The organism is Labrenzia sp. CP4, assembly GCF_001579905.1.
In the GTDB taxonomy this organism is placed as follows: Bacteria; Pseudomonadota; Alphaproteobacteria; order Rhizobiales; family Stappiaceae; genus Roseibium; species Roseibium algicola.
Genome location: NZ_CP011927.1, coordinates 1891196 through 1912847, shown reverse-complemented (window position 1 = coordinate 1912847; position 21652 = coordinate 1891196). Strand labels below are relative to the sequence as shown.

The window sequence follows — 21652 nt, the reverse complement described above, 5'->3', positions numbered from 1 at the left end:
GGACATAGAATGTCTGAACCTTTCGTCGGTGAAATCCGCATGTTTGCGGGTAATTTCGCACCGCGCGGCTGGGCCTACTGCGACGGTCAGCTGCTGGCAGTTTCCCAAAACGATGCCCTGTTTTCACTCCTTGGAACCATCTACGGCGGAGATGGCCGAACCACATTCGGTCTGCCGGACATGCGCGGACGAATTCCGCTGCACGCGGGCACCGGCCCCGGCCTCAGCCCGCGGCGGCTCGGCTCCAAAAGCGGGTCGGAAAACGAAACGCTCACGGTTAACCAACTTGCCAGTCACTCGCACGGCTTCAATGCCAACACCGGCCTGGCCGACCAGACGTCGCCGGCGATGCATGTTCCGGCAGCCGGTGCAGGCGTGAGCTTCTACGCCGATGCCAGTCAGGACATTTCCATGGCGCAAGACATGATTTCAAACTCTGGCGGCTCCCGGTCGCACACCAACCTGATGCCGACAATATGCGTGCATTTCATCATCGCGCTCTACGGCGTTTACCCCAGCAGGCATTAGGAGGCGAACCATGTCGGAACCCTTTATCGCTGAAATCCGAATTTTCGCAGGCAATTTCGCCCCTCGAAGCTGGGCTTTTTGTGACGGCCAGCTCCTTCCCATCTCCCAGAACACGGCGTTGTTCTCGCTTATTGGAACGACCTACGGCGGGGATGGACGCAACACCATGGGTCTGCCGGATCTGCAGGGCCGTGCCCCGATGCATCCAGGCAGAGGCCCTGGCCTCACATCCCGCAGACTGGGGGAAAAGGTTGGTGTTACGACCGTCACCCTGACGGAAGCGCAGATCCCCTCACATTCTCATACGGCACGAGCAACCAGTGGCAGCGGCGGCGTTCCCGGCCCCTCGTCATCGACGTCCTTTTCCAGCTCCGGCCTGGATTCGCTTTACCACACGGACACTCAGACGAACCAGGTCGACATGGCCATGGAAACGCTGTCCGCCACCGGCGGTAGCCAGTCACACGACAATGTTCAGCCGTATCTGACGCTGAACTTCATTATTGCGCTCCAGGGGCTTTACCCCTCCCGCGGCTAACCAATGCAGGACGTTGCCGGACAGGCCAGGCCGCCGGCTTCAGATCAGCAAGAGGAAACGCATCATGTCAGTCGAAGAAGCAGTTCCCGAGGAATTTGAAGGGAACGTGACGGCCGATCCGGTCTATTTCCGGATTTTCTTTGCCGCAGTCACACCGAACGGAGCACTTGAGTACAAGGATCAGACGTCCGAGAACGGCGCTTTCAGTGCCTCCTTTACCCAACTTACCAATGCAAGCTTTGCCACGGAACGGCTCAACGCATCCGTGACCCAGGAAGGCTACGTTGCCCTGCTTGCGCAAGACAGCGGGTCCGGAAACCTGGCCTATATCCGGGAAAACCGGGACGAAAACGCACCACAGCGTTTTGCTGACCCGCTTGATCTCGGCAAACCGGCCGGCGTTCCAGGTTTCAATGATACGTTGCTGATCAACGGCGTCACCGGTCGGCAGAACATTTTCGTCACAAGTTCGGCGCCGGACAACGCCATCTGGTGGCGCTTCCAGAACAACAACACCGTACAGATGGAAACCATCACGGTAGTGCCACCGGGCACGACGACACCAATTGAAGTTACGGTGCCGGTCGAAATTCCACCGAGCCAGCCCTGGGCGGACTGGCAACAAATGGCCGGGGCACTGCGGAGCCTCGCTGCAACCCAGAATGCCGATGGCCGCATCATTCTCACCGGCATCAATTCGGACAGCGTGCCTTATCTGAACTTCCAGTCCACCGACAGGCCGCTTCTGCCGGAGGGCTGGGAAGGTTGGCAAGATATCAGTGGCGGCCTGACCGGCTTCGAACAGCTTGTCCTTTGCATCGACGGCAATGCGCTCGTTCACATCTTTGCCCGCATCGGAAACAAGATTTACATGAAAGCTCAGGACGAAGTCAGTTCACTCGACTTCTCCGACTGGGCACTGTTTGCAACGTTTGATGCGCCTGTCGGCAGCATGGCCGCTTCCAACTCCTCCAACGGAGGAATTTATCTGGTTGCGCTGACTGTCTCAGGATCCGACAGTCCGGTCTACGCAAGCTACCAGACCAGTTCCGTGGAAACCTCCTGGACGGCTCCACGGGTCATTGCCCATGCGGATGGCGGCAGCACGCTCAAACTTCAGCCGAACGCCAATACGCTCCTGAGCCTTTTCGCCCTCGATCCGGCGTCAAACACGGCTTCCTACCTGCCTCAGATATCGCTTGATCACTGGTCGGCAACCTGGACTTCCCTGGGCGGACCGCTTTCCGTAAGCGCGCTGACCCGGGACGTCACGCCGAACACCGAATGACGACCGCGCTTGCGATCGATCTGCCGATGCCGCAGACAGACATGTCCCTGGCCCCGCGCGCACGCGCGGCGGCCCGGGGCATCACCTACCGGGCCTTGCATTCGGGCGATCTTCCGTTCCTGGCAAGCCTATACCGTTCGACGCGCGAGGCAGAGCTTGCGCGCACTCCATGGACGGAAGCCGATAAGCAGGCCTTTATCGCGATGCAATTCGAGGCCCAGCACAGACATTATCAGGAGCATTATCCTGATGCCCTCTGGCTGGTGATAGAACGAGACGCCAGACCTGTTGGCAGGCTTTATCTGGAACGCTGGACCCGCGAACACCGGATTATCGACATCGCCTTGATACCCGAAGTACAAGGACAAGGCCTTGGCAGCGCCGTTTTGCAGGACCTGATGGAAGAGGCGCGAGACGCTGGAAAAGCGCTTTCCATTCATGTCGAAAAGGAAAATCCTGCCATGCGACTCTATCACCGCCTCGGCTTCGAAAAGCGGGAAAACAAGGGCGTCTATGACCTCATGGAACACCCCTGCCGAACCTGAAGCAGCGAGCCCGGCCACCAGACTGCGGCGGCCACCAGCCTGTCAGACAGTATGCGATCAGGTGAACACGGCTTCATACTGAATGCCGGCTTCCTTCTGCGCAACCGGAACCAGAAACACGTCCTGCTCGCCGAAATCCGGCCGATAGAGCCTGTAGATGGATTGCTCCAGCAATGGCTCCTGCGGACCTTGCCACAACGTGGAAAAAGCCCCTCCCTGCCGCTCGCCGGAGCCCATCAATTTGACCTCCACGAGGGACAACTGGATATCAGCCGGAACCGACCTGACCTCGAACACCTGATCCAGCAGCTTTTCAAAGTCGTGAAGGGTCAGTGTTTTCAAGTCGGTCATCAATTTCTCCAAACCATCTATCCAAATGTCCCGGCGTCGACGCGGGGACGAGCAATTAAAAAGTTGTAGTTCAAACTTCCAACAACCGTAAAGGGGCGATTGCAAAACCTGTTGCATACCTTTTGAGAACAAGGGCGAAGCCCGTCATTCAAGCCGTGCATTCCTCCTGCATTGGCGCAACGCAGGAGGAATGACTTCTTCTTTCAAAAGCCAATTCCCGGATCAGCAAGGCACCAGCCCGCCTCCGGTCCGACGTCGTAGCGTTCAGTGATCGACGGGGCTTTCCTCACCAAGCCTTTTCGCCAGCCGGCGCAGAACAGCCTTGTTCCGACTGGTAACCGTTGAGCGTTTCCAGCCGTATTTTTCGCAGATCCGGGAAAACTTGCCGCCGCCCGCCTTGCACATCACTTCGAACTGCAGGGCGCGGCGCGCATCCGGGTCCTCGATCAGGGAGAACCAGGTGATCGCCTCTTCAGCCCGGCTGATCGCCCGGGGCGGGTAGGTGCGACGACGCCGGGCGATCTTGCCCTGGCATTCGGGCCAGCTTGCCAGAACCGCCCGCGGTCCGTCACCCTTTCCGGTTACCGCAATCACTTCGACAGCCTCCGTCAACCGGGCCAGGATCTGGTCAGGTACGCTTGTTTCCATATCGTCTCTCTTGAAACTGTAGTGGGCACAGAACCGCGCGGCCGCTCAAACGGCCCCGCGGCAGCAAAGATGCAGGCCTGAGGCGGTTATTTGCCCTGGCCCTCACGCTCTTTCTGGTAGCCCTCTTCCCACAAACCGAAATAATCGGCCTTCGGCGGATAAGGATTGTCCTCACGGGACTTGCCTTCCCGGCACGCGGTCGCTCCGCGTTCGAAGGCAAAAATCTGTGCCTTCGTCAGGTAACCGTTCATGTTCAAAACCCCCTCTCTCAAAATACCGGTGAAAGATCCGTCCGGCGCCGCCTCCCCCCGAGCGCGGCAAGCCAAGCGTGCAACCCCTGAGCGACTCAATACAGCCGAAGATTGACGGCCGCAGTGTAATCAACCGACACCAACTGACAATAGTGCTCATGCAGCGATCCCCTCCCGACCCGTTTCCAGGAGTTTGTCAAGTTCGTAGGAGAGCAGAACGGCGAGCGTAAGGGTCGGAGCGGACGGGTTTATATGCCTTGCACTGCCAAGCAACGCCTCCAGATCGATCCTGTCGAACTGGTCCAGAAAACCTCGCCGTTCCACCCAGTCCGGCTTGTTCAAGACAAGCCAGGAAACCGCAGTAAAGCATGGCGCTGACCAGTTCCCCCGGTTCTCCGCGGTGTTGATCAGACCGAAGACGAGGCGCAGATGTTCCGCCCCGTGTTTCGTCAGCAGGGTCTGGCAAGTTCTGCGGGCCTTCGACTGGTGCCGCCCATGCACCCGTCTGGTGTGGCTGATGAAATGAACGCCATACTCGGCAGCGATCCTGTCGACCAGTCCTCCCGAAGCCATCAGACCCGACCTTTCTTTTCCGCCGCGATACCTTGCACCGCTGCAAAAGCCGCCTCTGCCTTTTCCCTGGCCGCACGCGGCAAATGTTCGCTATTTGTTCTTTTTGCGAAGGACGCTTGCCTCATGTGCTGTCTGCTCCCGACAACACCCGGATTGCCCTTCGGGCTGGAACTGCCGCGCACTTCCCTGCCTTGCTTCAGGTTCCGCAACTCCAGAGTCAGCAACCTGTTGCGCGCCTTTTCCAGCGCGAACTCGTCTTCCAGCCGGGCACTCGGTCGTTCAGCCCTGATCCTCAGATGCGCAACCTTTGCCTGCGCTTCCTCAATTTCGTCCTTCAGGTCCCTCATCGGCCGGTCTCCTCTGCCATTTGTCGAAGGATTGTCTGAGCTTCCATCGTCACTCCCACGCATTCACTTGATGACTCAAATTTCGTACGCTTATTGCGTACGCATGTCAACTGGACTCCGTACGTTTTTACTGCTAACACGTATGCATCTTACGTGACCTGGTGACCGAATTATGGATATGGACGAACAATCTGCAGTCTCCCGCCAGCTTGTGGATCTGAAGGACCGCAGCGGCCTGTCGATCCGCGCCATCGCACGGGCCATGGGCTATCAGAATGCCTCTTCCATCCAGCGCTACTTCAGCGCCGACTACCTGAAACCTGCACTGCCGTCGGATTTCGTGGCGAAGCTTCTTCCTGTCCTCCTGGGCAAGGGCGAGCAACCGATCACCCGGGAAGACATTCTTGCGCTCGCCCCCGACTCCATCACCGATCTGGATGCCTCCAGCGCACCTTCAAGAGCGGCCACACCTCTGGAGATCAAGGGCCAGGTGGCTGCCGGCCTCTGGATGGAGTCCGGATTGTTCGAGACGGATGCCACCAAGAAAACCAGTTTCGCGGGAGACCTTCGCTTTCCGAGCGAAAGCCAATATCTGTTGCAAATCAACGGTGAAAGCCTCAACCGTATTGCCTGGAATGGCGATTTGATCCTGTGCGTCGACTATCTGGAAGCCGGCATCGAGATCAAGTCGGGAGACCTTGCCGTCGTGGAGCGGACCAGAGACGGCGGCCATACCATCGAACGCACCGCCAAGCGGATCATTCGCCGGAACGGCCAGATAGAACTGCAACCGGAATCCAATGATCCGCGCTTTCAGGAGCCGGTCATCTTCAACGAGCACGATGAAGAGGCAACTGAAGTCCGCATCATAGCCAAGGTATTGAGCGTCATCCGGCAGGTCGTCTAGCGCCGCCACCCCCGCCTCCACTTCTTCTCAGGCCGAAACTCGGCCCGCCTTCGCGCATTTCGCGCAACCGGTCTACTGCGACCGATCACGTCTTGACGCGGCACCAACGCTTCAGGGCGGTCATACGCTTTTGTCATATAGCCGATTAACGAAGATTTGACATGTACGCAATTTGCGTATACGCTTTCAACGTATTTTAGATGGAGGCTTTTTTGGCTTTGAATCTCGACATGTCGTTCTATTCAGTGATTTGCGAACTCGGAAACTGCTTCTATACGCCGGAAACCGATCTGGCAGACATGAGCCTGCACAGGATCATCGAGGATCTTCAGGCCGGGCAACTCGAGAAGGTTCGGGCGGTTCTGGAATTCAATCCCGCAGAAGGCTGGTGCAACGACATCACCAGCACGGTCCTGTCCGCCGCCTTCCCCGAGATCGGGGAAGACGATGAGGAAACCGCGGAAAACTGGTCAGACTATCTAACCGAACGTCTGACCGCCCGGCTTGCCGGTGTCACCGCCAGGGTCGCGGCCTGACGCAGAAAGACAAGGCGAAGCGCCTGCCGGTGGTCAGACGGCAGCAAGCAGGTGCCGCGCCCTGGAGAGCCGGCTTTTCACCGTTCCGACGGCCACACCCGTCTGCTTGGCAATTTGCCCGGTGGACAGGCCCGAAAACACCCGCAATTCGAGAGCATCCCTGTCTTCCGGCCGAAGTCCGGCGATGCCCCTGGCAACGTCTTCCAGCTCCAGATGCTTTTCCTGAGCGGGCGCTGCCTGGGTTTCCTGAAGCCAGTCCTCGATGGGCAGGTGGTCACCGCGCCGGGCAAGCCATTTGCGTTCGTCGCGATAGGCATTGCGGGCAATCGTGAACAGCCAGCGGCGCAGTTGCGTACCGCAGTGGAAGCTGGCGTGATGCCGCAGCGCCTTTTCCAGCGACGTCTGCATCAGATCATCACCGGCTTCAGGGTTTCGCGTAAGTGAGCGGGCGTATCTGCGCAAATGCGGGATTTCGCTCTGAAGGTCTCTGGTGAAGTCGTCCTTGGTGCAGGCCATCGTGACATTCCTGTTCTGCTGTTTCTGGACGAGATGTAAGACGTGACGGTGTTGGCAGAAGCGGGCTCAAGACCTTGTCATCGCGGTTTGAAAAACAGATGCAAAACGGCCTCTCCAGCTCCCGCGCCTTTCACGGGTCGGTGACCCGGGCACCGCTTGCCGAATGACCATTATGAACGCGTGCGTGGTGTGAAAACACGCGCAACACAAGGCCTGGTCTCTCTCACAGGGCCTCATGTTTTTGTGTTGATGTTATTACCGCCACCGCCGCAACCGATCAGCATTCGCGTCGTTGTTCCCGGCATGAACAGCCTGCGGGGCAAACAGCACTCTGCAGTCATTCATGAGTTTAAACAGGCACAAGGAGCAAGATCATGCGTACCTCTAACAAAATTCTGTCGACCCTGCTGACCGCAGCCTTTGTATCCGGCGCGCTGGCCGGCAACGCCTTCGCCATCGACCCGGACGACACCCGCGGCGATCTCAATGGCGACAAGCCTGTTTCCGTCCGCATCCAGCAGGCCGTCAACGCAAAGGCTCTGGCTGAAGCGCGCAGTGGCAATCTGCTGATCCTGCCGGTTGTCGGCAGTTACAATGGCGAAGAACGGCTGACGATTGCCCAGCAGCAGGTCGCCGATGCAAGGGCACATGGTGCCAGGGCGAAGAAGCCGCTGCATATCCTGCCTTTCCAGGGCGACTGGAACGGTACCGCAAAAGCCGGTTTCCCGCACAAGTAAGGTCTTTTCAAACCTTCCAAGAAAGGGCCGCGCGTTTAGCGCGGCCTTTCTCGTTTATCAGCCGGGACTATCTGCTTCGCCGGTGCTCGCGTGGCGACCGGCCGAATTCCTGCCGGTAGGCTCGGGTCATTGCACTCGCGTTGCGATAGCCGCAACGCTCTGCAATTTCCGCAATCCCCAGCATGGTCAATTCCACAAGCCGGCGCGCCTCGCGCAGGCGGATCGCCTTGTAGACCCCCAGTGGCGTCATCGACATTTCCCGCTGGAACCGGTGCTCAAGGGTACGCTGGTCCACCTTCAGCTGCCGGGCAAGATCTTCAATCGGCATCGGTGCCTCGATGGTTCGCCGCATCAGCGCAGTCGCGCTGCGCACCAGGGCATCCGCCGACAAACGCTTGTACGGATCGTGCATGTCCAGCTTGTCGCCATACATGAACAGGGCTGCCACCTCGAGCGCGAACATCGGGCTGTGATGCCGCTTGATCAGCTCCAGTGCCAGTTCGAAAGTTGTCGACGCCCCGCCGCAGGTACAGATGTTGCCATCAAGCACAAAACGGTCCTCCACTGCATCGACATCCGGAAATCTTTCGGCAAATCTCGTCAGTTCATCCCAGTGGATCGTTGCCTTGCGTCCCTCCAGCAATCCGGCGGCCGCCAACAGCCATGCGCCGGTATCCATGCCGACCAACGTGCCGAACCGTTGCCTTGCGGCCTTCAAGGCGCGCACGGTTGACTGCCCTGCAAAGGCCTCGAAACCGTAACTCGGCATGATGAAAAGATAATCGCCACCAGGCTTTGCCTCCGACCAGGCAGACGTCGCCACCGGCAGACCGCTGGATGACGTGACGGTCCCTCCGGCAAGGCTCACGTGCTGCCAGGAATAGAGCTGCTTTCGGGCAATCGTGTTTGCTGCCCGGAACGGCTCGATCGCATTCGCCAGGCAGTGGTTCGAAAAGCTTTCGAACAACAGCACGCAGATTTTTCGAACCGAATTCGATTTTTGTGAAATCGGCATGATTTCAAACCAAAATTGCACAATGGAGCAAGCCCGTTTGTCTCACTCTCGTCGGCCTGAGGCAAGAGGAGATTCCGATGCATTTTGGGCTGAGCGAAGAACAGGAGATGATCGTCTCCACGGTCCGGTCCTTCGTTGAAAACGAGATTTACCCGCATGAAGAACTGGTCGAGAAGACGGGCCAGGTGCCCGCCGAACTCGGCGAGGAGATCAAGCGCAAATGTATCGATCTCGGCTTCTACGCCTGTAACTTCCCGGAAGAAGTGGGCGGCGCGGGCCTCAGCCATCTTGATTTCACCCTGGTGGAACGGGAACTGGGGCGCGGATCGATGGCGCTGAACCACTTTTTCGGCCGTCCCCAGAACATCCTGATGGCCTGCAAGGGCGAGCAGATCGAGCGCTACCTTCTGCCGGCCGTGCGCGGCGAGAAGATGGATGCGCTGGCCATGACCGAACCCGACGCCGGCTCGGATGTGCGTGGCATGAAATGCCAGGCAGTGCGCGACGGCGGCGACTGGGTGGTCTCCGGCTCCAAGCATTTCATCTCCGGCGCCGAACACGCGGATTTCTTCATCGTGTTTGTTGCGACTGGCGTGGACGAAACACCAAAAGGCCCCAAGAAGCGCATCACCTGTTTTCTGGTCGACCGGGGCACACCCGGCTTCGAGGTGCGTGACGGCTATCGCTCCGTCAGCCACCGGGGCTACAAGAACTGTATTCTTTACTTCGACAATTGCCGCCTGCCGGACAGCCAGGTGCTCGGCGAAGTCGACGGTGGTTTCGAGGTGATGAACGAATGGCTTTATGCCACCCGTCTGACGGTTGCCACCATGAGCGTTGGCCGCGCCCGCCGCTGTTTCGACTATGCGGTGAACTATGCCGCCGAGCGCAAGCAGTTCGGCCAGGCGATCGCCAAGTTCCAGGGCGTCAGCTTCCAGGTCGCCGACATGATCACCGAGATCGATGCTGCCGACTGGCTGACGCTTGCCGGAGCCTGGCGTCTCGACCAGGGTTTGCCCGCCAACCGCGAGATTGCGAGTGCCAAGGTTTACGCGACCGAAATGCTGGCGCGCGTCACCGACACGACGCTGCAGATCTTCGGCGGCATGGGTCTGATGGACGACTTCCCCATCGAACGTTTCTGGCGCGACGCCCGCGTGGAACGGATCTGGGATGGCACCAGCGAGATTCAGCGCCACATCATCAGCCGCGACATCTTCCGCCCGCTCGGAGCCTGATCCATGCGCTCACTCGAACGCCTGCTCCGGCCACGCACGGTCGCTGTTATCGGTGGCGGTTCCTGGTGCCGGAACGTGCTCCGGGAATGCCGCAAGGCCGGTTTTGAGGGCGATCTCTGGCCGATCCACCCGAGCCGTGAAGAGATCGACGGCTGCAGGGCCTATGCCACCGTGGAAGATCTTCCCGCCGCCCCCGACGCGGTCTTTATCGGCGTCAACCGGCACGTGACGGTCGAGATTGTCCGCTCGCTTTCACGCCTCGGTGCCGGTGGTGCCATCTGCTTTGCCTCCGGTTTCAGCGAAGCAATCCGGGAGCTTGCCGACGGCGCGGATCTTCAGGCCGCCCTGATCGAGGCGGCAGGCGAGATGCCGATCCTCGGTCCCAACTGCTATGGCTTTCTCAATGCGCTCGACGGCGCGGCCCTGTGGCCGGATCAGCATGGCCTGACCCCGGTCGACCGCGGAGTTGCGATCATCGCGCAATCGTCCAACATCGCGCTGAACCTGACCATGCAGACACGCGGCCTGCCGATTGCCTATCTGATGACCGCCGGCAACCAGGCCCAGACGGGCCTGTCCGCCATTGGCAGCGCCCTCCTGGACGATGACCGAGTCACCGCCATCGGTCTGCACATCGAAGGGCTTGACGATCTTGCTGCCTTTGAGGCTTTCGCACGCAAGGCGCACGCACTCGGCAAACCGGTTGTGGCCGTCAAGGTCGGCAGATCCGAGGCCGCCCAGGCCGCAACAGTCTCCCATACGGCCGCCCTTGCCGGTAGCACGGCTGGTTCCGACGCGCTCTTCAACCGGCTTGGCATTGCCCGGGTCGGCAGCCTGACAGCCCTTCTGGAAACCCTGAAGCTGGTCCACGTCGCAGGTCCTTTGCCGAGCACCAACATCGTGTCCATGTCCTGCTCGGGCGGTGAAGCCAGCCTGATTGCCGACACCGCCGTCGGCCGTCAGATCACTTTCCCGCCGCTCGTTCCCGCGCAAAGAACCGCGCTGTCAGAGGCCCTCGGCCCCAAGGTCGCTCTCGCCAATCCACTCGACTACCACACCTACATCTGGGGTGACGGCGAGGCCATGACGCGGTGCTACACTGCCATGATGCAGGCGGACATCGCCCTCGGCATCGTCATTCTCGATATTCCGAGAATGGATCGCTGTGACCCGGAAGACTGGTTGAAGGTAATCGAGCCGGTGGAAGCGGCGATGAAAGCTTCCGGCAAACCGATGGCGATCCTGAGTTCGCTCCCCGAAACCATGCCGGAAACCTTTGCAGCCGATCTGATGAAGCGTGGTCTCCTGCCTCTCTGCGGGCTGGACGATGCACTGACGGCCATTGAGGCGGCTGCCTTTCTGGCAAGACCACTTTCGCCGGAACCGATCCGGGTTCCTCAACCTGTCGCTGATCCCCGCCTTCTTTCCGAGCACGAGGCAAAAGCCTTGCTGCAAAAGCATGGCCTCAAGGTTCCCGCGAGCGCTTTTGCAGAAGGTCCGGAAGCGGCAGCCCGGGCTGCCGAAGATATCGGATACCCGGTGGTGCTGAAGGGCACCGGCATTGCCCACAAGACCGAAGCCGGAGCAGTCGCCCTCAATCTGCAATCGGCTTGCGAGGTCCACTCCGCCGCAAGCGGGATGCCGGCCTCGTCGTTTCTGGTGGAAGAGATGATCACCGCCAGCCTTGGCGAACTGCTGGTCGGCATTGTGCGGGATCCGGCGCACGGCTACGTCCTGACGCTCGCAGCAGGCGGCATCCTGACCGAACTTCTGGAAGACAGCACCTCGCTGATCGTTCCAGCAGGCGGGGACGAGATCACGAAGGCCCTTGAAAATCTGAAGATCGGCCGTGTCCTGACCGGATATCGCGGCAAGCCGCCTTGCGATCTGGGAGCGATTGTTGAAGCTGTGCATGCAGTGCAGGCCTTTGTTCTGTCGGCACCGGTCGAAGAAGTAGAAATCAACCCGTTGCTCTGCGGTGCGGACTTTGCCGTCGCCGCCGATGCACTGGTAAGAATGGGAGGGAACTGATGGAAAACCCCATCAAGACCGAAAGACGCGGCCACATACTGGCTGTCACGCTCGACCGGCCAAAGGCCAATGCCATTGACCTGATGACCAGCCGGATCATGGGAGACGTCTTCACCGACTTCCGGGACGATCCGGACCTGCGCGTTGCCATCGTGACCGGTGCCGGGGAAAAATTCTTCTGCCCCGGCTGGGACCTGAAGGCGGCCGCCGGAGGCGATGCCGTCGACGGAGATTACGGCAAGGGTGGCTTCGGCGGCCTGCAGGAACTGCGCGGCCTGAACAAACCGGTCATAGCTGCCGTCAACGGCATCTGCTGTGGCGGCGGGCTCGAGCTTGCCCTGTCTGCCGATATTATCCTGGCGGCGGAGCACGCCTCCTTCGCCCTGCCGGAAATTCGCTCAGGCACCGTGGCCGATGCCGCCAGCATCAAGCTGCCGAAGCGCATTCCCTATCACATCGCCATGGAAATGCTGCTGACCGGCCGCTGGATCGAAGCAGAGGAAGCCGCTCGCTGGGGCCTGATCAACCACATCTATCCTGGAAAGGACCTGATGGCGGAAGCCTGGAAACTGGCCGAGCTGCTCGCTTCCGGTCCCCCGCTTGTCTATGCGGCGCTGAAGGAAATCGTGCGCGAGGCAGAAGACATGAAATTCCAGGACGCGCTCAACCGCATCACCGGAAGCCAGTTCGAAACGGTCGAAAAGCTCTATCGCTCTGAAGACCAGAAGGAAGGCGCCCGCGCCTTTGCCGAAAAACGAGACCCGGTCTGGAAGGGCCGCTAGATCATCCTGCTTCGGCATGAACGCCAACAAGATGACCTGACACGCTAAAAACAATCAGTTTCCGGCAGTTCAATCATTCGGTTGAACTGTCGCTGATCCAGGAGAACCAAATGCCATTGACCATGAACCGCGAAGTCTTCATCACCTGCGCCGTCACCGGGTCGGGCGGTACCCAGGACAAGTCTCCACATGTGCCGCGCAGCCCGAAGCAGATCGCCGACAGCGCCATCGACGCCGCCAAGGCGGGGGCCGCCGTCGTCCATTGCCATGTGCGCGATCCGGAAACCGGCACCCCATCCCGCCGGCTTGACCTCTACCGGGAAGTCACGGATCTCATCCGCGCCGCCGATGTGGATGTGGTCCTGAACCTCACCGCTGGCATGGGCGGCGACATCGTGTTCGGGTCTACAGAAAGCCCGTTGCCGCTGGTTGAAAAGGGAACCGACATGGTCGGCGCAACGGAGCGCATGGCCCATATTCGCGAGTGCCTTCCGGAAATCTGCACACTCGACTGCGGCACCATGAATTTCGCCGAAGCCGACTATGTCATGACCAACACCCCCGGCATGCTGCGTGCCATGGGGGCCATGATGACCGAACTTGGCGTGAAGCCGGAAATCGAAGCCTTCGACACCGGCCACCTCTGGTTTGCCAAGCAGCTTGTCAAGGAAGGCACGCTTGCCTCTCCGGCATTGGTGCAGCTCTGCATGGGTGTGCCCTGGGGCGCGCCGAACGACCTCAACACCTTCATGGCCATGGTCAACGCCATTCCGGATGACTGGGCCTGGTCGGCCTTCAGTCTCGGCCGCGATCAGATGCCCTATGTGGCGGCCTCCATCCTGGCCGGTGGCAACGTTCGTGTTGGCCTCGAGGACAACATCTTCCTCGAAAAAGGCGTGCTTGCCACCAATGCACAGCTGGTCGAGAAGGCCGTTGGTGTTGTCGAAGGCATGGGCGCCAAGATCATCGGCCCGCAGGCCGTTCGTGAAAAGCTTGGCCTGACCAAACGTGCGCCGGTGAGCGCCTGACATGAGCCGCAGGATCCTCGTCACGGCCGGTGCGTCCGGGATCGGCCGCGCCATTGCGGAACGCTTCCTGGCAGACGGAGACGAAGTCGCGATCTGTGATGCGGATCCTGTAGCCGTTTCCGCATTCTCGGAAGCAAATGGCAACGCAATCGCTGCTGTTGCCGATGTCACCAGCGAAGCGGAAATGTCCGCGTTCCTGAACGACCTAGAACACCGCTGGAAAGGCATCGACGTGGTTTGCGCCAATGCCGGCACCGGCGGTCCCGCAGGGGCGATCGAGACGCTGGACTACGCGGAATGGCAACGCTGCGTCGCGACCAATCTCCACGGAGCCTTCCTGACCTGCCGCTGGGCGGCCAGAGTGCTGAAAGCTCAGGGGCACGGTCTGATCACGCTCACCTCGTCGACCGCCGGACTTTACGGCTACCCGTTCCGCTCGCCCTACGCCTCCGCCAAATGGGCGGTTGTCGGCCTCACCAAGACGCTCGCAATGGAGCTCGGCCCCCACGGCATTCGCGTCAACGCGGTTTGCCCGGGCGCGGTGGAAGGGGAGCGGATGGATCGGGTCGTCGCGATGGAAGCCAGGGCGCGCGGCGAGACCGAAGAGGCCATTCGAGAGAGCTACGTCAAGGGTGTTTCACTCAAGACCTGGGTCACTGCCCAGGATGTAGCAAACACCATTCACTTTCTGGCGTCCGAAGCAGGCGCCCGCATTTCAGGACAGATCCTGGCCATCGACGGCCACACGGAGACACTTGCACCATGACCCAAAAAGCATGCATCGTCGGCGGCGGCGTGATCGGTGGCGGCTGGGCCGCCCGTTTCCTTTTGAACGGTTGGGACGTTGCCGTCTTCGACCCCGACCCGGAAGCCGAACGCAAGATCGGCGAAGTCATCGACAATGCGCGCCGCAGCCTGCCCGCGCTCTATGACAAGCGCCTGCCGGACGAAGGCAAACTGTCGTTCCATTCAGATCTTGCCGAGGCAGCCGCTGGTGCTGACTGGGTGCAGGAAAGCGTTCCCGAACGCCTCGACCTCAAGCACAAGGTCCTGGGCAGCCTGACGGAGCTCGCGCCCAAGACCGCCGTCATCGGCTCGTCGACATCCGGCTTCAAGCCGTCCGAACTGACCAGCGAAGGCGCGCGCGCCGTCGTCGCCCACCCGTTCAACCCGGTCTATCTGCTTCCGCTGGTGGAACTTGTCGGTGATGCGGCCGAAACCGCTCGCGCAGCCGAGGTCCTGCGCAGCATCGGCATGTTCCCGCTTCATGTCCGCAAGGAGATCGACGCCCACATTGCCGACCGGTTCCTGGAAGCTGTCTGGCGCGAGGCGCTCTGGCTGGTGAAGGACGGCATTGCCACGACCGAAGAAATTGACGAGGCAATCCGCATGGGCTTCGGTCTGCGCTGGGCACAGATGGGCCTTTTTGAGACCTATCGTATCGCCGGCGGGGAAGCCGGCATGAAGCACTTCATGGCCCAGTTCGGTCCATGCCTCTCCTGGCCCTGGACCAAATTGATGGACGTGCCGGAGTTCACCGACGAGCTGGTCGACCTGATCGCCGGTCAGTCCGATGCCCAGTCCGGCCATCGCTCCATTCGCGAGCTGGAACGCCTGCGCGACGACAATCTCGTCGGCATGATGCGAGCGCTAAAGAAAAGCGGCAGCGGTGCAGGCGGCGTTCTCAACACCCATGAACGGGCTTTGGCGGCACCGGCGGAGGCTGAACTGCCGATCACGGGAGACCGCCAGATCCCGCAGAGCTGGACCGACTACAACGGCCACATGAACGAGGCGCACTACCTGGAAGCAGGTGCTGCCGCAACCGACCGGTTCATGGAGCTAATCGGTGCGGATGCCGACTATATCGCATCCGGCAAGAGCTACTTCACCGTTGAAAATCACCTGCGCTACCTGGACGAGCTTCTGGCGGGCGAACGCCTGACGGTCACGACCCAGGTGCTCCAGGGGGAAGGCAAGAAGATGCAGCTGTTCCACTTCCTGAAAAACGCTGATGGCAAACTTGCCGCGACCATGGAGACCCTTCTGCTCCATGTCGATCTCAACACCCGTGCCAGTTCCCTGCCGGGAGCGGAAGTCGGCGAGAAGCTCAAGGCCTTCGCCGATGCCCACAAGGCCCTGCCTTTTCCGGAAGGTGCCGGCCGCTTCGTCGGACAGAAGGCAGTCTGATCAGACACCGTCCGCGGTCAACTGAACCGCGGACGGGCCTGTTTTGTTGGTCGGTCCTACTGGGCGGTCTTATTGGGCCGGCTGAACCATGAACCCGGCCACGATACCTTCGGCGTCGGAATAGACACCCGGCCGCGCGAACAGATCGCATCTTCCAGACCCGGCAGACCAGTTGAACCCGAGGCAGGTGCGTTCCGTGCAGAGCGTCTCGCACTGGCCGGCCGATCCCGCCTGCAGGCTTTCATCCGGCTGTCCGGGAAAGCCCTTGTTCTGTTTGGTGAACGTCTGGACAGGCACGCTCAGATTGGGTTTGAGAGACCCGGCGGCAGCCCGCTGCACATAGGTGTCGGCCTTGGAAAGAAGATAGAGCCTGCCATTGCTGTCACCGACGGACTTTTGAATGCAGATCCGGTTCCATCGGTCATGGGTCACGGCATCGCAGCCGCTTCTGGCGCTACAGGACGAGATACAGTCCTCCGCGCTCATGTTGCGGAGCACGCCATCCGGCAGATCTCCGCCGTAAAGATCATAGCCGCTCAGGCGAACGAAACCGCCCTCGCCTGACGCAGCAGGCGCAGACGCGGGTGCACTTGCATTCTGTCCGGCAACGTTTCTTTCTGCCTGCTGGTCAAGCTTCAGGGAAGCCGGCAGCAGATACCAGTAAGGCGCGGAAAATTCCTCGGCCTCCCCGTCACCGAAATCGTCACCAACGGAATACTGCTCGAAACGGACGCTGAGCGGGCTGTAATCGGTATCCCAGAACCGTTTCCAGTCGTCGGATATCCGGACCGAACAGCCAAGCGCCGAAAATTTGCTCGGAGTATCATAATTGAAGACCTTGCCGACCAGGTCCTCTCCTTGCCTTGTCAGCACCACATTCCGGTCTCCATCCGGATCGCCGATCAGGATTTCGTCGTAGTATTGTGAACTGGTCGTATATCCCGGCCGACCATCCATCAGATTGGCCGCATAGGCGTTGTCGCAGATATTTGCGATTTCACGTTCCGTAATCGAGGCTGGCGGTGTCAGTCCGGTGACGGTGATATTGGCCAGCACCGCATCGCCGATGCTCTCTATGTGGAACATGTTTTCGGGGCGCGTGCCGAGGATCCGCTGATAGAGGAAATCCGTCATGGCCTCGACGTCGTGCTCTTCGCTCAGCTTGATATCGAAAAAGGACTCGGCGGCCTTCAGTGCAATCGCAAAGGCAGTCTGGACTTCGCTGGCAGGGTAACTGTTCTCGTTGGGCAGGTTGAGGCTGGGCGAATGGAAACCGAGCTTGCCCCCTGGACGCAGAGAGCGCATCTGAAAACGGATCACGGCTGTCCCGATCCGCATGCTGCCACCAAGGAAAGCCAGCGAGCAGGCGGATTCGCACCGTTCTCCCGAACGCACCATGGTTGCGATATCCTGGTCCCAGATCGTGTCGAACAGCCGCTTTCCTTCGGCAAAGCTGCCCCCGGGGCTATCGAGGCACAGCGTGATGCCTTGCGAGTTGATCGGCAGAACCTTGAGCTTTTCCGCATCCCCCGAGACGATCTGACCCCGCAAATGATAGTCGCAACCTTCCGCGTTCGACGGAAACACGTCGGCCGCTTTCGCCACCGTTGCGGCAAGACAGAACAGGATAAACACCAGGCATCTCGAAATCATGGGCACTCCTTCTCCAGGCAGTCCGTTTTAATAGTTTTGGCAGGGCTGATCGGGCACCCGAAAAAACCGGGGCCTCAGGTCGACCGGTACGGCCGGTCCGGGAATGAAATCGTCATCTCGAAATCGTTTTTCAAAACAGGCGACGAAGCAGCAATAGACCAAATATCGAAGCGTGTCTTCAACCCGCCGGTTGCGGTGACCGGCCCGCTTTCAGGTGCCTCACCAGAAGTGCGATTGGGGTATCGACCCCATACTGACACCCCGCTCGTTCTGGCACCTTTCTCTCATCGAAAGATCGATACCCCCTCCGAAAGGAGATTATTCAAGAGAAAGGAATTGACCAATGAAAGCCCTCGCCAAAACCGCAACAGCCGCCACCGTTCTTGCCATTGCAGGCGTTGCCTCCCTCGGTGCCGTGACCCCGGCCGCCGCCCTGTTCGACATCTGCAAGAAGGTCAACATCACGGTGAAGAACAACACCGGCCAGCCGATCCAGCTTTACGATCTCGATTACCGTGACCTCGGTTCCAACCGCTGGCGCTCGGAAAACATTTCCAACCGCGTCATCGCCCACGGTGGCACCTACAAGGTCACCCGGAACCTGGAAGGCGTGAACAACGCCAGCACCTTTGTCCGGGTCCAGTTCCGCAAGCTGAAGTCCAACGGCCGCTGGAACCTGCTGAAAACCTGGTACGCGGACTCCAGCACCTCGGTCTGCCGCAAGGGCGCAAGCTACCGCATCGTGTTCCGGTAACACCCGGCAAACACACCAAGGCCGCGCCGCAAGGGCGCGGCTCTTGCCCGGCACATTACCCAACCTTTCCCCATCACCCCGACACCCGGACCTTTCCTCCGGGCGACGAAAAGGATTTGTCTCATGTTTGGCAAACACATGCCCAGAACCTTGCTGATCAGCTCCGCTTCGCTGATGACAATCGCCTTCGCCGGCATCGCCTCGCAAACCATCGATTGGCAGGAGCTCGGGAAAAAGCTCACAAGCCCGGCGGAAGAAGCCAGCCGGATGAACATTGCAGGTGAGCGAGACGATGATGCCTCGGTTTCGACAACCCAGCGCAGGAAACAGGAGGAAAGCCACTCCGTCATCGCGGACATCTCCCGTCCGGCCGTAGCCCCCCAGCCCGCCCCGGCCCCGGCCCCGGCTTTTCAGGACAGACTAATGATTGGCTCGGAGGCAGCCACTGGCGGCCTGATGTCGCTTTCCTCCGGCAGTGGCGGCTCTGCCCCGAGAAAGGTGGCTCAGTCCGAACCACCGGCAATGCCAGCCGTTCAGCCTGCAGACCGGGAGCGATTTGCATCCGCAAAAGTCAATCCGCTGAAACGCACGAGGGCGGAACCGGTATCGACCTTCTCCGTCGATGTCGACACCGCTTCTTATTCCTATGTCCGCAGCACGCTGTCCGGCGGCCGATTGCCGAACCCGGATGCCGTGCGCGTGGAAGAAATGGTCAACTACTTCGATTACAGTTACCCCGTGCCCGAAAAGGGCGGTCACCCCTTCTCCACCAATGTTTCCGTGGTCGACACCCCGTGGAACGAACACACAAGGCTGATGCAGGTCGGCATCCAGGGCTACAAGGTGCCGCTCGATGACCTTCCCCCGCAGAACCTCGTGTTCCTGATCGACACGTCCGGCTCCATGGCAGACGCCAACAAGTTGCCGCTGTTGCAGCAATCCTTCCGCCTGCTGTTGTCCACGCTGCGCGACGAGGACGAAGTGGCGATCGTCACATACGCCGGCAGCTCCGGTGTTCTGCTCGAGCCGACCAAGGTTACCGACAAGAGCCGGATCCTGGAAAAGATCAACGCGTTGACCTCCGGTGGCTCAACAGCAGGTCATGAAGGTCTGAAAGGAGCCTACGCCCTGGCCGAAACAATGACCGGCGACGGCGAGCAGACCAGGATCATCCTGGCCACCGACGGCGACTTCAACGTCGGCCTGTCCGATCCGGACAGCCTGAAACGCTATGTCACTGAACAGCGGGAAAACGGCACGGCGCTTTCCGTGCTCGGCTTCGGCCGCGGCAACTACAACGATGAACTGATGCAGACCCTTGCGCAGAACGGACAGGGCGTTGCCGCCTACATCGACACGCTGTCCGAAGCCCGCAAGGTACTGGTGGATCAGGTGGTCAGCTCCATCTCAATGATCGCCCAGGACGTCAAGATCCAGGTCGAGTTCAACCCGGAGACTGTCGCCGAATACCGCCTGATCGGTTATGAGACCCGGGCGCTCAGAACAGAAGATTTCAGGAACGACAAGGTAGATGCCGGCGACATCGGCGCGGGCCACAACGTCACGGCCCTTTATGAAATCACCCCTGTCGGCTCGCCGGCGGAAAAGATCTCGGACCTGCGCTACGGCCCCAAGGAGAAGATCGAGCCCGTTCGCGCTTCCTATTCGGGTGAACTCGCCTTCGTGAAGCTGCGCTACAAGCTGCCCGGAGACAAGGAAAGTACCCTGATCGAGACACCGGTCATGGCAGATACAAGCGGTATTCCGATGTCGGAAACCCTCTTTGCCGCGTCAGTTGCCGCCTTCGGGCAGAAGCTGAAAGGCACCGATCACCTGGGAGATTGGGATTTCAAGGCGATTGAAAAACTCGCCAGTGAAAACAAGGGCGCTGATCGCTTCGGCTACCGGTCTGAATTCCTGACCCTCGTCCGTCTCGCGGACGTCGCCGAGCGCTAGGCTCCCCCACCACCCGCACAGAAACCGGCAGGCCCGCCTGCCGGTTTCTATTTTGAATTCTCCGCTCAATTGCCCATCGCATCATGCGCCGTCACTTCATGCACCATCCCTCCATTCGTCATCCCTCCCATGATCACCCCTCCATTCGTCATCCCGGACGCAGCGCAGCGAAGATCCGGGACCGGGGAGCCGAGGGCCAGCGAAATAGGCACCCGAAAAACAAAAGAAGCCTGTGCCTCCCCGGTCCCGGGTCTCGCGCTGCTCGCCCGGGATGACGAATGGAGAAGTTCCCCGAATATCACCCGGGCGAGTAACACAAGACCCGGGATACACTCATTCCCAGAGCCCTGCGGACGACTGACAAATTCGAGAATAAATCCGGTGGCTGCGCGTTTGCTCTGTCGGGCCGGTTATCGGTCCCGCAACCAGTCCAGGGACACTTGCGTCCCATCTGCCTCGACCAGATCAAGACGGCTGGAGAGGATCAGCGACAGGGCGCCCAGGTCGTTGGTCTTCCAGAGATAGATCGTATGGCGCGTCGGCTCGAAGCGGGCACAGGCCGTCGCGCCGACATCGGCAACATAGCGCGGCGGACCATCTCGCCGGATATCAAAGCCCTTGGCACCACTGGCGTCGTCCGGATTGGTCAGGCAGACCGTCACCAGCCGCGCGGAAATCGCATCATCGGCATCTGCGGCTTCCTCCAGTGGCGCAGGTTCCTGCGCACGCCTTGCGGCGGACTTTTTTATGGCAGAGTTCAAGCCTTGAGTGTCCGCACCAGTGGCTTCCCGTTTTTGCGAATTTTGTTTCGGCGCTGCAGCCGGCGCAACCCGTTCCCTCTGGGGGGCAGTCCGGTCGATGGCCCGATCTAACTCCGGACTCATGCGGTCCGTCCAGGATGCGGCATCGGAGGGTGCAGGTGCATGCGCCGGCGGTCGTGGCCGTGGCTGCGCTGGCGGTGGAGGGGCAATCTCGGCGGCAGCCCCCTCGCTGTCCATCAGCCGGTGCTCGGGCGCATGCATCTCGGCAGGTTCTACCGGTTCCGGAGCAGCTGAAGGGGCGGCCTCCAGCGTAACCGGCGGTGCAGGCACCTCACCTTTCTGAAACCGGATCAGGTCGTTGCTGCCGCTTTCCAGGAATGTCGGCTCCGGCAAGCTGCTGGCCAGAACCGCGACAGTTGCGCAAGACATCAGCAAGCCTCCGATGAAAAGGCTTTTGGCAGATCTGCGCTGATGCTGAT

The 21652-nt window shown here is 60.3% G+C and carries 24 protein-coding genes; 15 read left to right on the top strand and 9 right to left on the bottom strand.

Annotated elements, in window-relative coordinates:
* Positions 1-9 precede the first annotated feature (9 nt).
* The 4 genes from ACP90_RS08830 to ACP90_RS08815 all read left to right on the top strand — a co-directional run bounded on the left by ACP90_RS08830 (position 10) and on the right by ACP90_RS08815 (position 2899).
* Positions 10-528 carry a tail fiber protein gene (locus ACP90_RS08830; RefSeq protein WP_023000406.1) on the top strand — a complete coding sequence of 173 codons (519 nt, stop codon included), beginning with the start codon at positions 10-12 and terminating at the stop codon, positions 526-528.
* A gap of 10 nt (positions 529-538) precedes the next feature.
* Positions 539-1066 carry a tail fiber protein gene (locus ACP90_RS08825; RefSeq protein WP_062488018.1) on the top strand — a complete coding sequence of 176 codons (528 nt, stop codon included), beginning with the start codon at positions 539-541 and terminating at the stop codon, positions 1064-1066.
* Positions 1067-1130: 64 nt separating this feature from the next.
* On the top strand, positions 1131-2354 hold the full coding sequence (locus ACP90_RS08820) for a hypothetical protein (RefSeq protein WP_062491470.1): 1224 nt from the start codon (positions 1131-1133) through the stop codon (positions 2352-2354).
* The gene (locus tag ACP90_RS08815; protein WP_062488016.1) at positions 2351-2899 is read left to right on the top strand and encodes a GNAT family N-acetyltransferase; all 549 of its coding nucleotides are present in this window, start codon (positions 2351-2353) and stop codon (positions 2897-2899) included. The genes ACP90_RS08820 and ACP90_RS08815 overlap by 4 nt, the downstream gene beginning before the upstream one ends.
* A gap of 57 nt (positions 2900-2956) precedes the next feature.
* Here ACP90_RS08815 and ACP90_RS08810 read toward each other — a convergent pair whose 3' ends face one another.
* The 5 genes from ACP90_RS08810 to ACP90_RS08795 all read right to left on the bottom strand — a co-directional run bounded on the left by ACP90_RS08810 (position 2957) and on the right by ACP90_RS08795 (position 5069).
* Positions 2957-3250 (bottom strand): hypothetical protein, encoded by a 294-nt coding sequence (locus ACP90_RS08810; protein ID WP_031269092.1) that lies wholly within the window; start codon positions 3248-3250, stop codon positions 2957-2959.
* A 264-nt stretch (positions 3251-3514) separates the two neighbouring features.
* On the bottom strand, positions 3515-3898 hold the full coding sequence (locus tag ACP90_RS08805) for a DUF6362 family protein (RefSeq protein WP_023000401.1): 384 nt from the start codon (positions 3896-3898) through the stop codon (positions 3515-3517).
* 86 nt (positions 3899-3984) lie between these two features.
* Positions 3985-4149: a hypothetical protein gene (locus ACP90_RS28410; RefSeq protein WP_023000400.1), complete on the bottom strand. Its 165-nt coding sequence runs from the start codon at positions 4147-4149 to the stop codon at positions 3985-3987.
* A 156-nt stretch (positions 4150-4305) separates the two neighbouring features.
* Positions 4306-4722 carry a hypothetical protein gene (locus tag ACP90_RS08800; protein ID WP_055655596.1) on the bottom strand — a complete coding sequence of 139 codons (417 nt, stop codon included), beginning with the start codon at positions 4720-4722 and terminating at the stop codon, positions 4306-4308.
* The gene (locus ACP90_RS08795; RefSeq protein ID WP_062488014.1) at positions 4722-5069 is read right to left on the bottom strand and encodes a hypothetical protein; all 348 of its coding nucleotides are present in this window, start codon (positions 5067-5069) and stop codon (positions 4722-4724) included. Before ACP90_RS08795 ends, ACP90_RS08800 begins: the two co-directional genes overlap by 1 nt.
* 178 nt (positions 5070-5247) lie before the next feature.
* Here ACP90_RS08795 and ACP90_RS08790 point away from each other — a divergent pair, with 178 nt between their 5' ends.
* Together ACP90_RS08790 and ACP90_RS08785 are read left to right on the top strand one after the other, a co-directional pair.
* Entirely contained in the window at positions 5248-5976 is a 729-nt protein-coding gene (locus ACP90_RS08790) for a S24 family peptidase (protein WP_158514169.1), read from the top strand.
* A gap of 212 nt (positions 5977-6188) precedes the next feature.
* Positions 6189-6512, top strand: coding sequence for a hypothetical protein (locus tag ACP90_RS08785; RefSeq protein WP_145915738.1), 324 nt, complete (start codon positions 6189-6191; stop codon positions 6510-6512).
* Between the two features lie 33 nt (positions 6513-6545).
* Here ACP90_RS08785 and ACP90_RS08780 read toward each other — a convergent pair whose 3' ends face one another.
* Positions 6546-7028: a sigma-70 family RNA polymerase sigma factor gene (locus tag ACP90_RS08780; protein WP_023000395.1), complete on the bottom strand. Its 483-nt coding sequence runs from the start codon at positions 7026-7028 to the stop codon at positions 6546-6548.
* Positions 7029-7402: 374 nt separating this feature from the next.
* Between ACP90_RS08780 and ACP90_RS08775 the strand changes: the two genes are divergently transcribed.
* Complete coding sequence (locus ACP90_RS08775) at positions 7403-7765, top strand: hypothetical protein (protein WP_062488006.1); 363 nt, start codon at positions 7403-7405, stop codon at positions 7763-7765.
* 67 nt (positions 7766-7832) lie between these two features.
* Here the strand turns inward: ACP90_RS08775 and ACP90_RS08770 are convergent, their stop codons facing one another.
* Positions 7833-8780 carry a helix-turn-helix domain-containing protein gene (locus tag ACP90_RS08770; RefSeq protein WP_062488004.1) on the bottom strand — a complete coding sequence of 316 codons (948 nt, stop codon included), beginning with the start codon at positions 8778-8780 and terminating at the stop codon, positions 7833-7835.
* 77 nt (positions 8781-8857) lie between these two features.
* Here ACP90_RS08770 and ACP90_RS08765 point away from each other — a divergent pair, with 77 nt between their 5' ends.
* The 6 genes from ACP90_RS08765 (at position 8858) to ACP90_RS08740 (ending at position 16049) form a co-directional block, all read left to right on the top strand.
* Positions 8858-10018, top strand: a complete 1161-nt coding sequence (locus ACP90_RS08765) for an acyl-CoA dehydrogenase family protein (RefSeq protein ID WP_023000392.1) — start codon at positions 8858-8860, stop codon at positions 10016-10018.
* 3 nt (positions 10019-10021) lie between these two features.
* Positions 10022-12049 carry an acetate--CoA ligase family protein gene (locus ACP90_RS08760; RefSeq protein WP_062488002.1) on the top strand — a complete coding sequence of 676 codons (2028 nt, stop codon included), beginning with the start codon at positions 10022-10024 and terminating at the stop codon, positions 12047-12049.
* Positions 12049-12831 carry a carnitinyl-CoA dehydratase gene (locus ACP90_RS08755; RefSeq protein ID WP_023000390.1) on the top strand — a complete coding sequence of 261 codons (783 nt, stop codon included), beginning with the start codon at positions 12049-12051 and terminating at the stop codon, positions 12829-12831. The genes ACP90_RS08760 and ACP90_RS08755 overlap by 1 nt, the downstream gene beginning before the upstream one ends.
* A 110-nt stretch (positions 12832-12941) precedes the next feature.
* A complete protein-coding gene (locus ACP90_RS08750; protein WP_031269089.1) occupies positions 12942-13859 on the top strand; it encodes a 3-keto-5-aminohexanoate cleavage protein in 918 nt (305 codons plus the stop codon).
* A 1-nt stretch (position 13860) separates the two neighbouring features.
* The gene (locus ACP90_RS08745; RefSeq protein WP_062488000.1) at positions 13861-14625 is read left to right on the top strand and encodes an SDR family oxidoreductase; all 765 of its coding nucleotides are present in this window, start codon (positions 13861-13863) and stop codon (positions 14623-14625) included.
* Entirely contained in the window at positions 14622-16049 is a 1428-nt protein-coding gene (locus ACP90_RS08740; RefSeq protein WP_023000387.1) for a carnitine 3-dehydrogenase, read from the top strand. The genes ACP90_RS08745 and ACP90_RS08740 overlap by 4 nt, the downstream gene beginning before the upstream one ends.
* A gap of 69 nt (positions 16050-16118) precedes the next feature.
* On the opposite strand, the gene ACP90_RS08735 is transcribed toward ACP90_RS08740, so the two are convergent.
* On the bottom strand, positions 16119-17702 hold the full coding sequence (locus ACP90_RS08735; protein WP_145915737.1) for a PAN domain-containing protein: 1584 nt from the start codon (positions 17700-17702) through the stop codon (positions 16119-16121).
* Positions 17703-18045: 343 nt separating this feature from the next.
* On the opposite strand from ACP90_RS08735, the gene ACP90_RS08730 reads away from it, so the two are divergent.
* Together ACP90_RS08730 and ACP90_RS08725 are read left to right on the top strand one after the other, a co-directional pair.
* Positions 18046-18456 (top strand): hypothetical protein, encoded by a 411-nt coding sequence (locus ACP90_RS08730; RefSeq protein WP_023000385.1) that lies wholly within the window; start codon positions 18046-18048, stop codon positions 18454-18456.
* 123 nt (positions 18457-18579) lie between these two features.
* On the top strand, positions 18580-20412 hold the full coding sequence (locus tag ACP90_RS08725; RefSeq protein WP_062487996.1) for a VWA domain-containing protein: 1833 nt from the start codon (positions 18580-18582) through the stop codon (positions 20410-20412).
* Between the two features lie 410 nt (positions 20413-20822).
* Here ACP90_RS08725 and ACP90_RS08720 read toward each other — a convergent pair whose 3' ends face one another.
* Positions 20823-21602, bottom strand: coding sequence for a hypothetical protein (locus tag ACP90_RS08720; protein WP_145915736.1), 780 nt, complete (start codon positions 21600-21602; stop codon positions 20823-20825).
* Positions 21603-21652 lie beyond the last annotated feature (50 nt).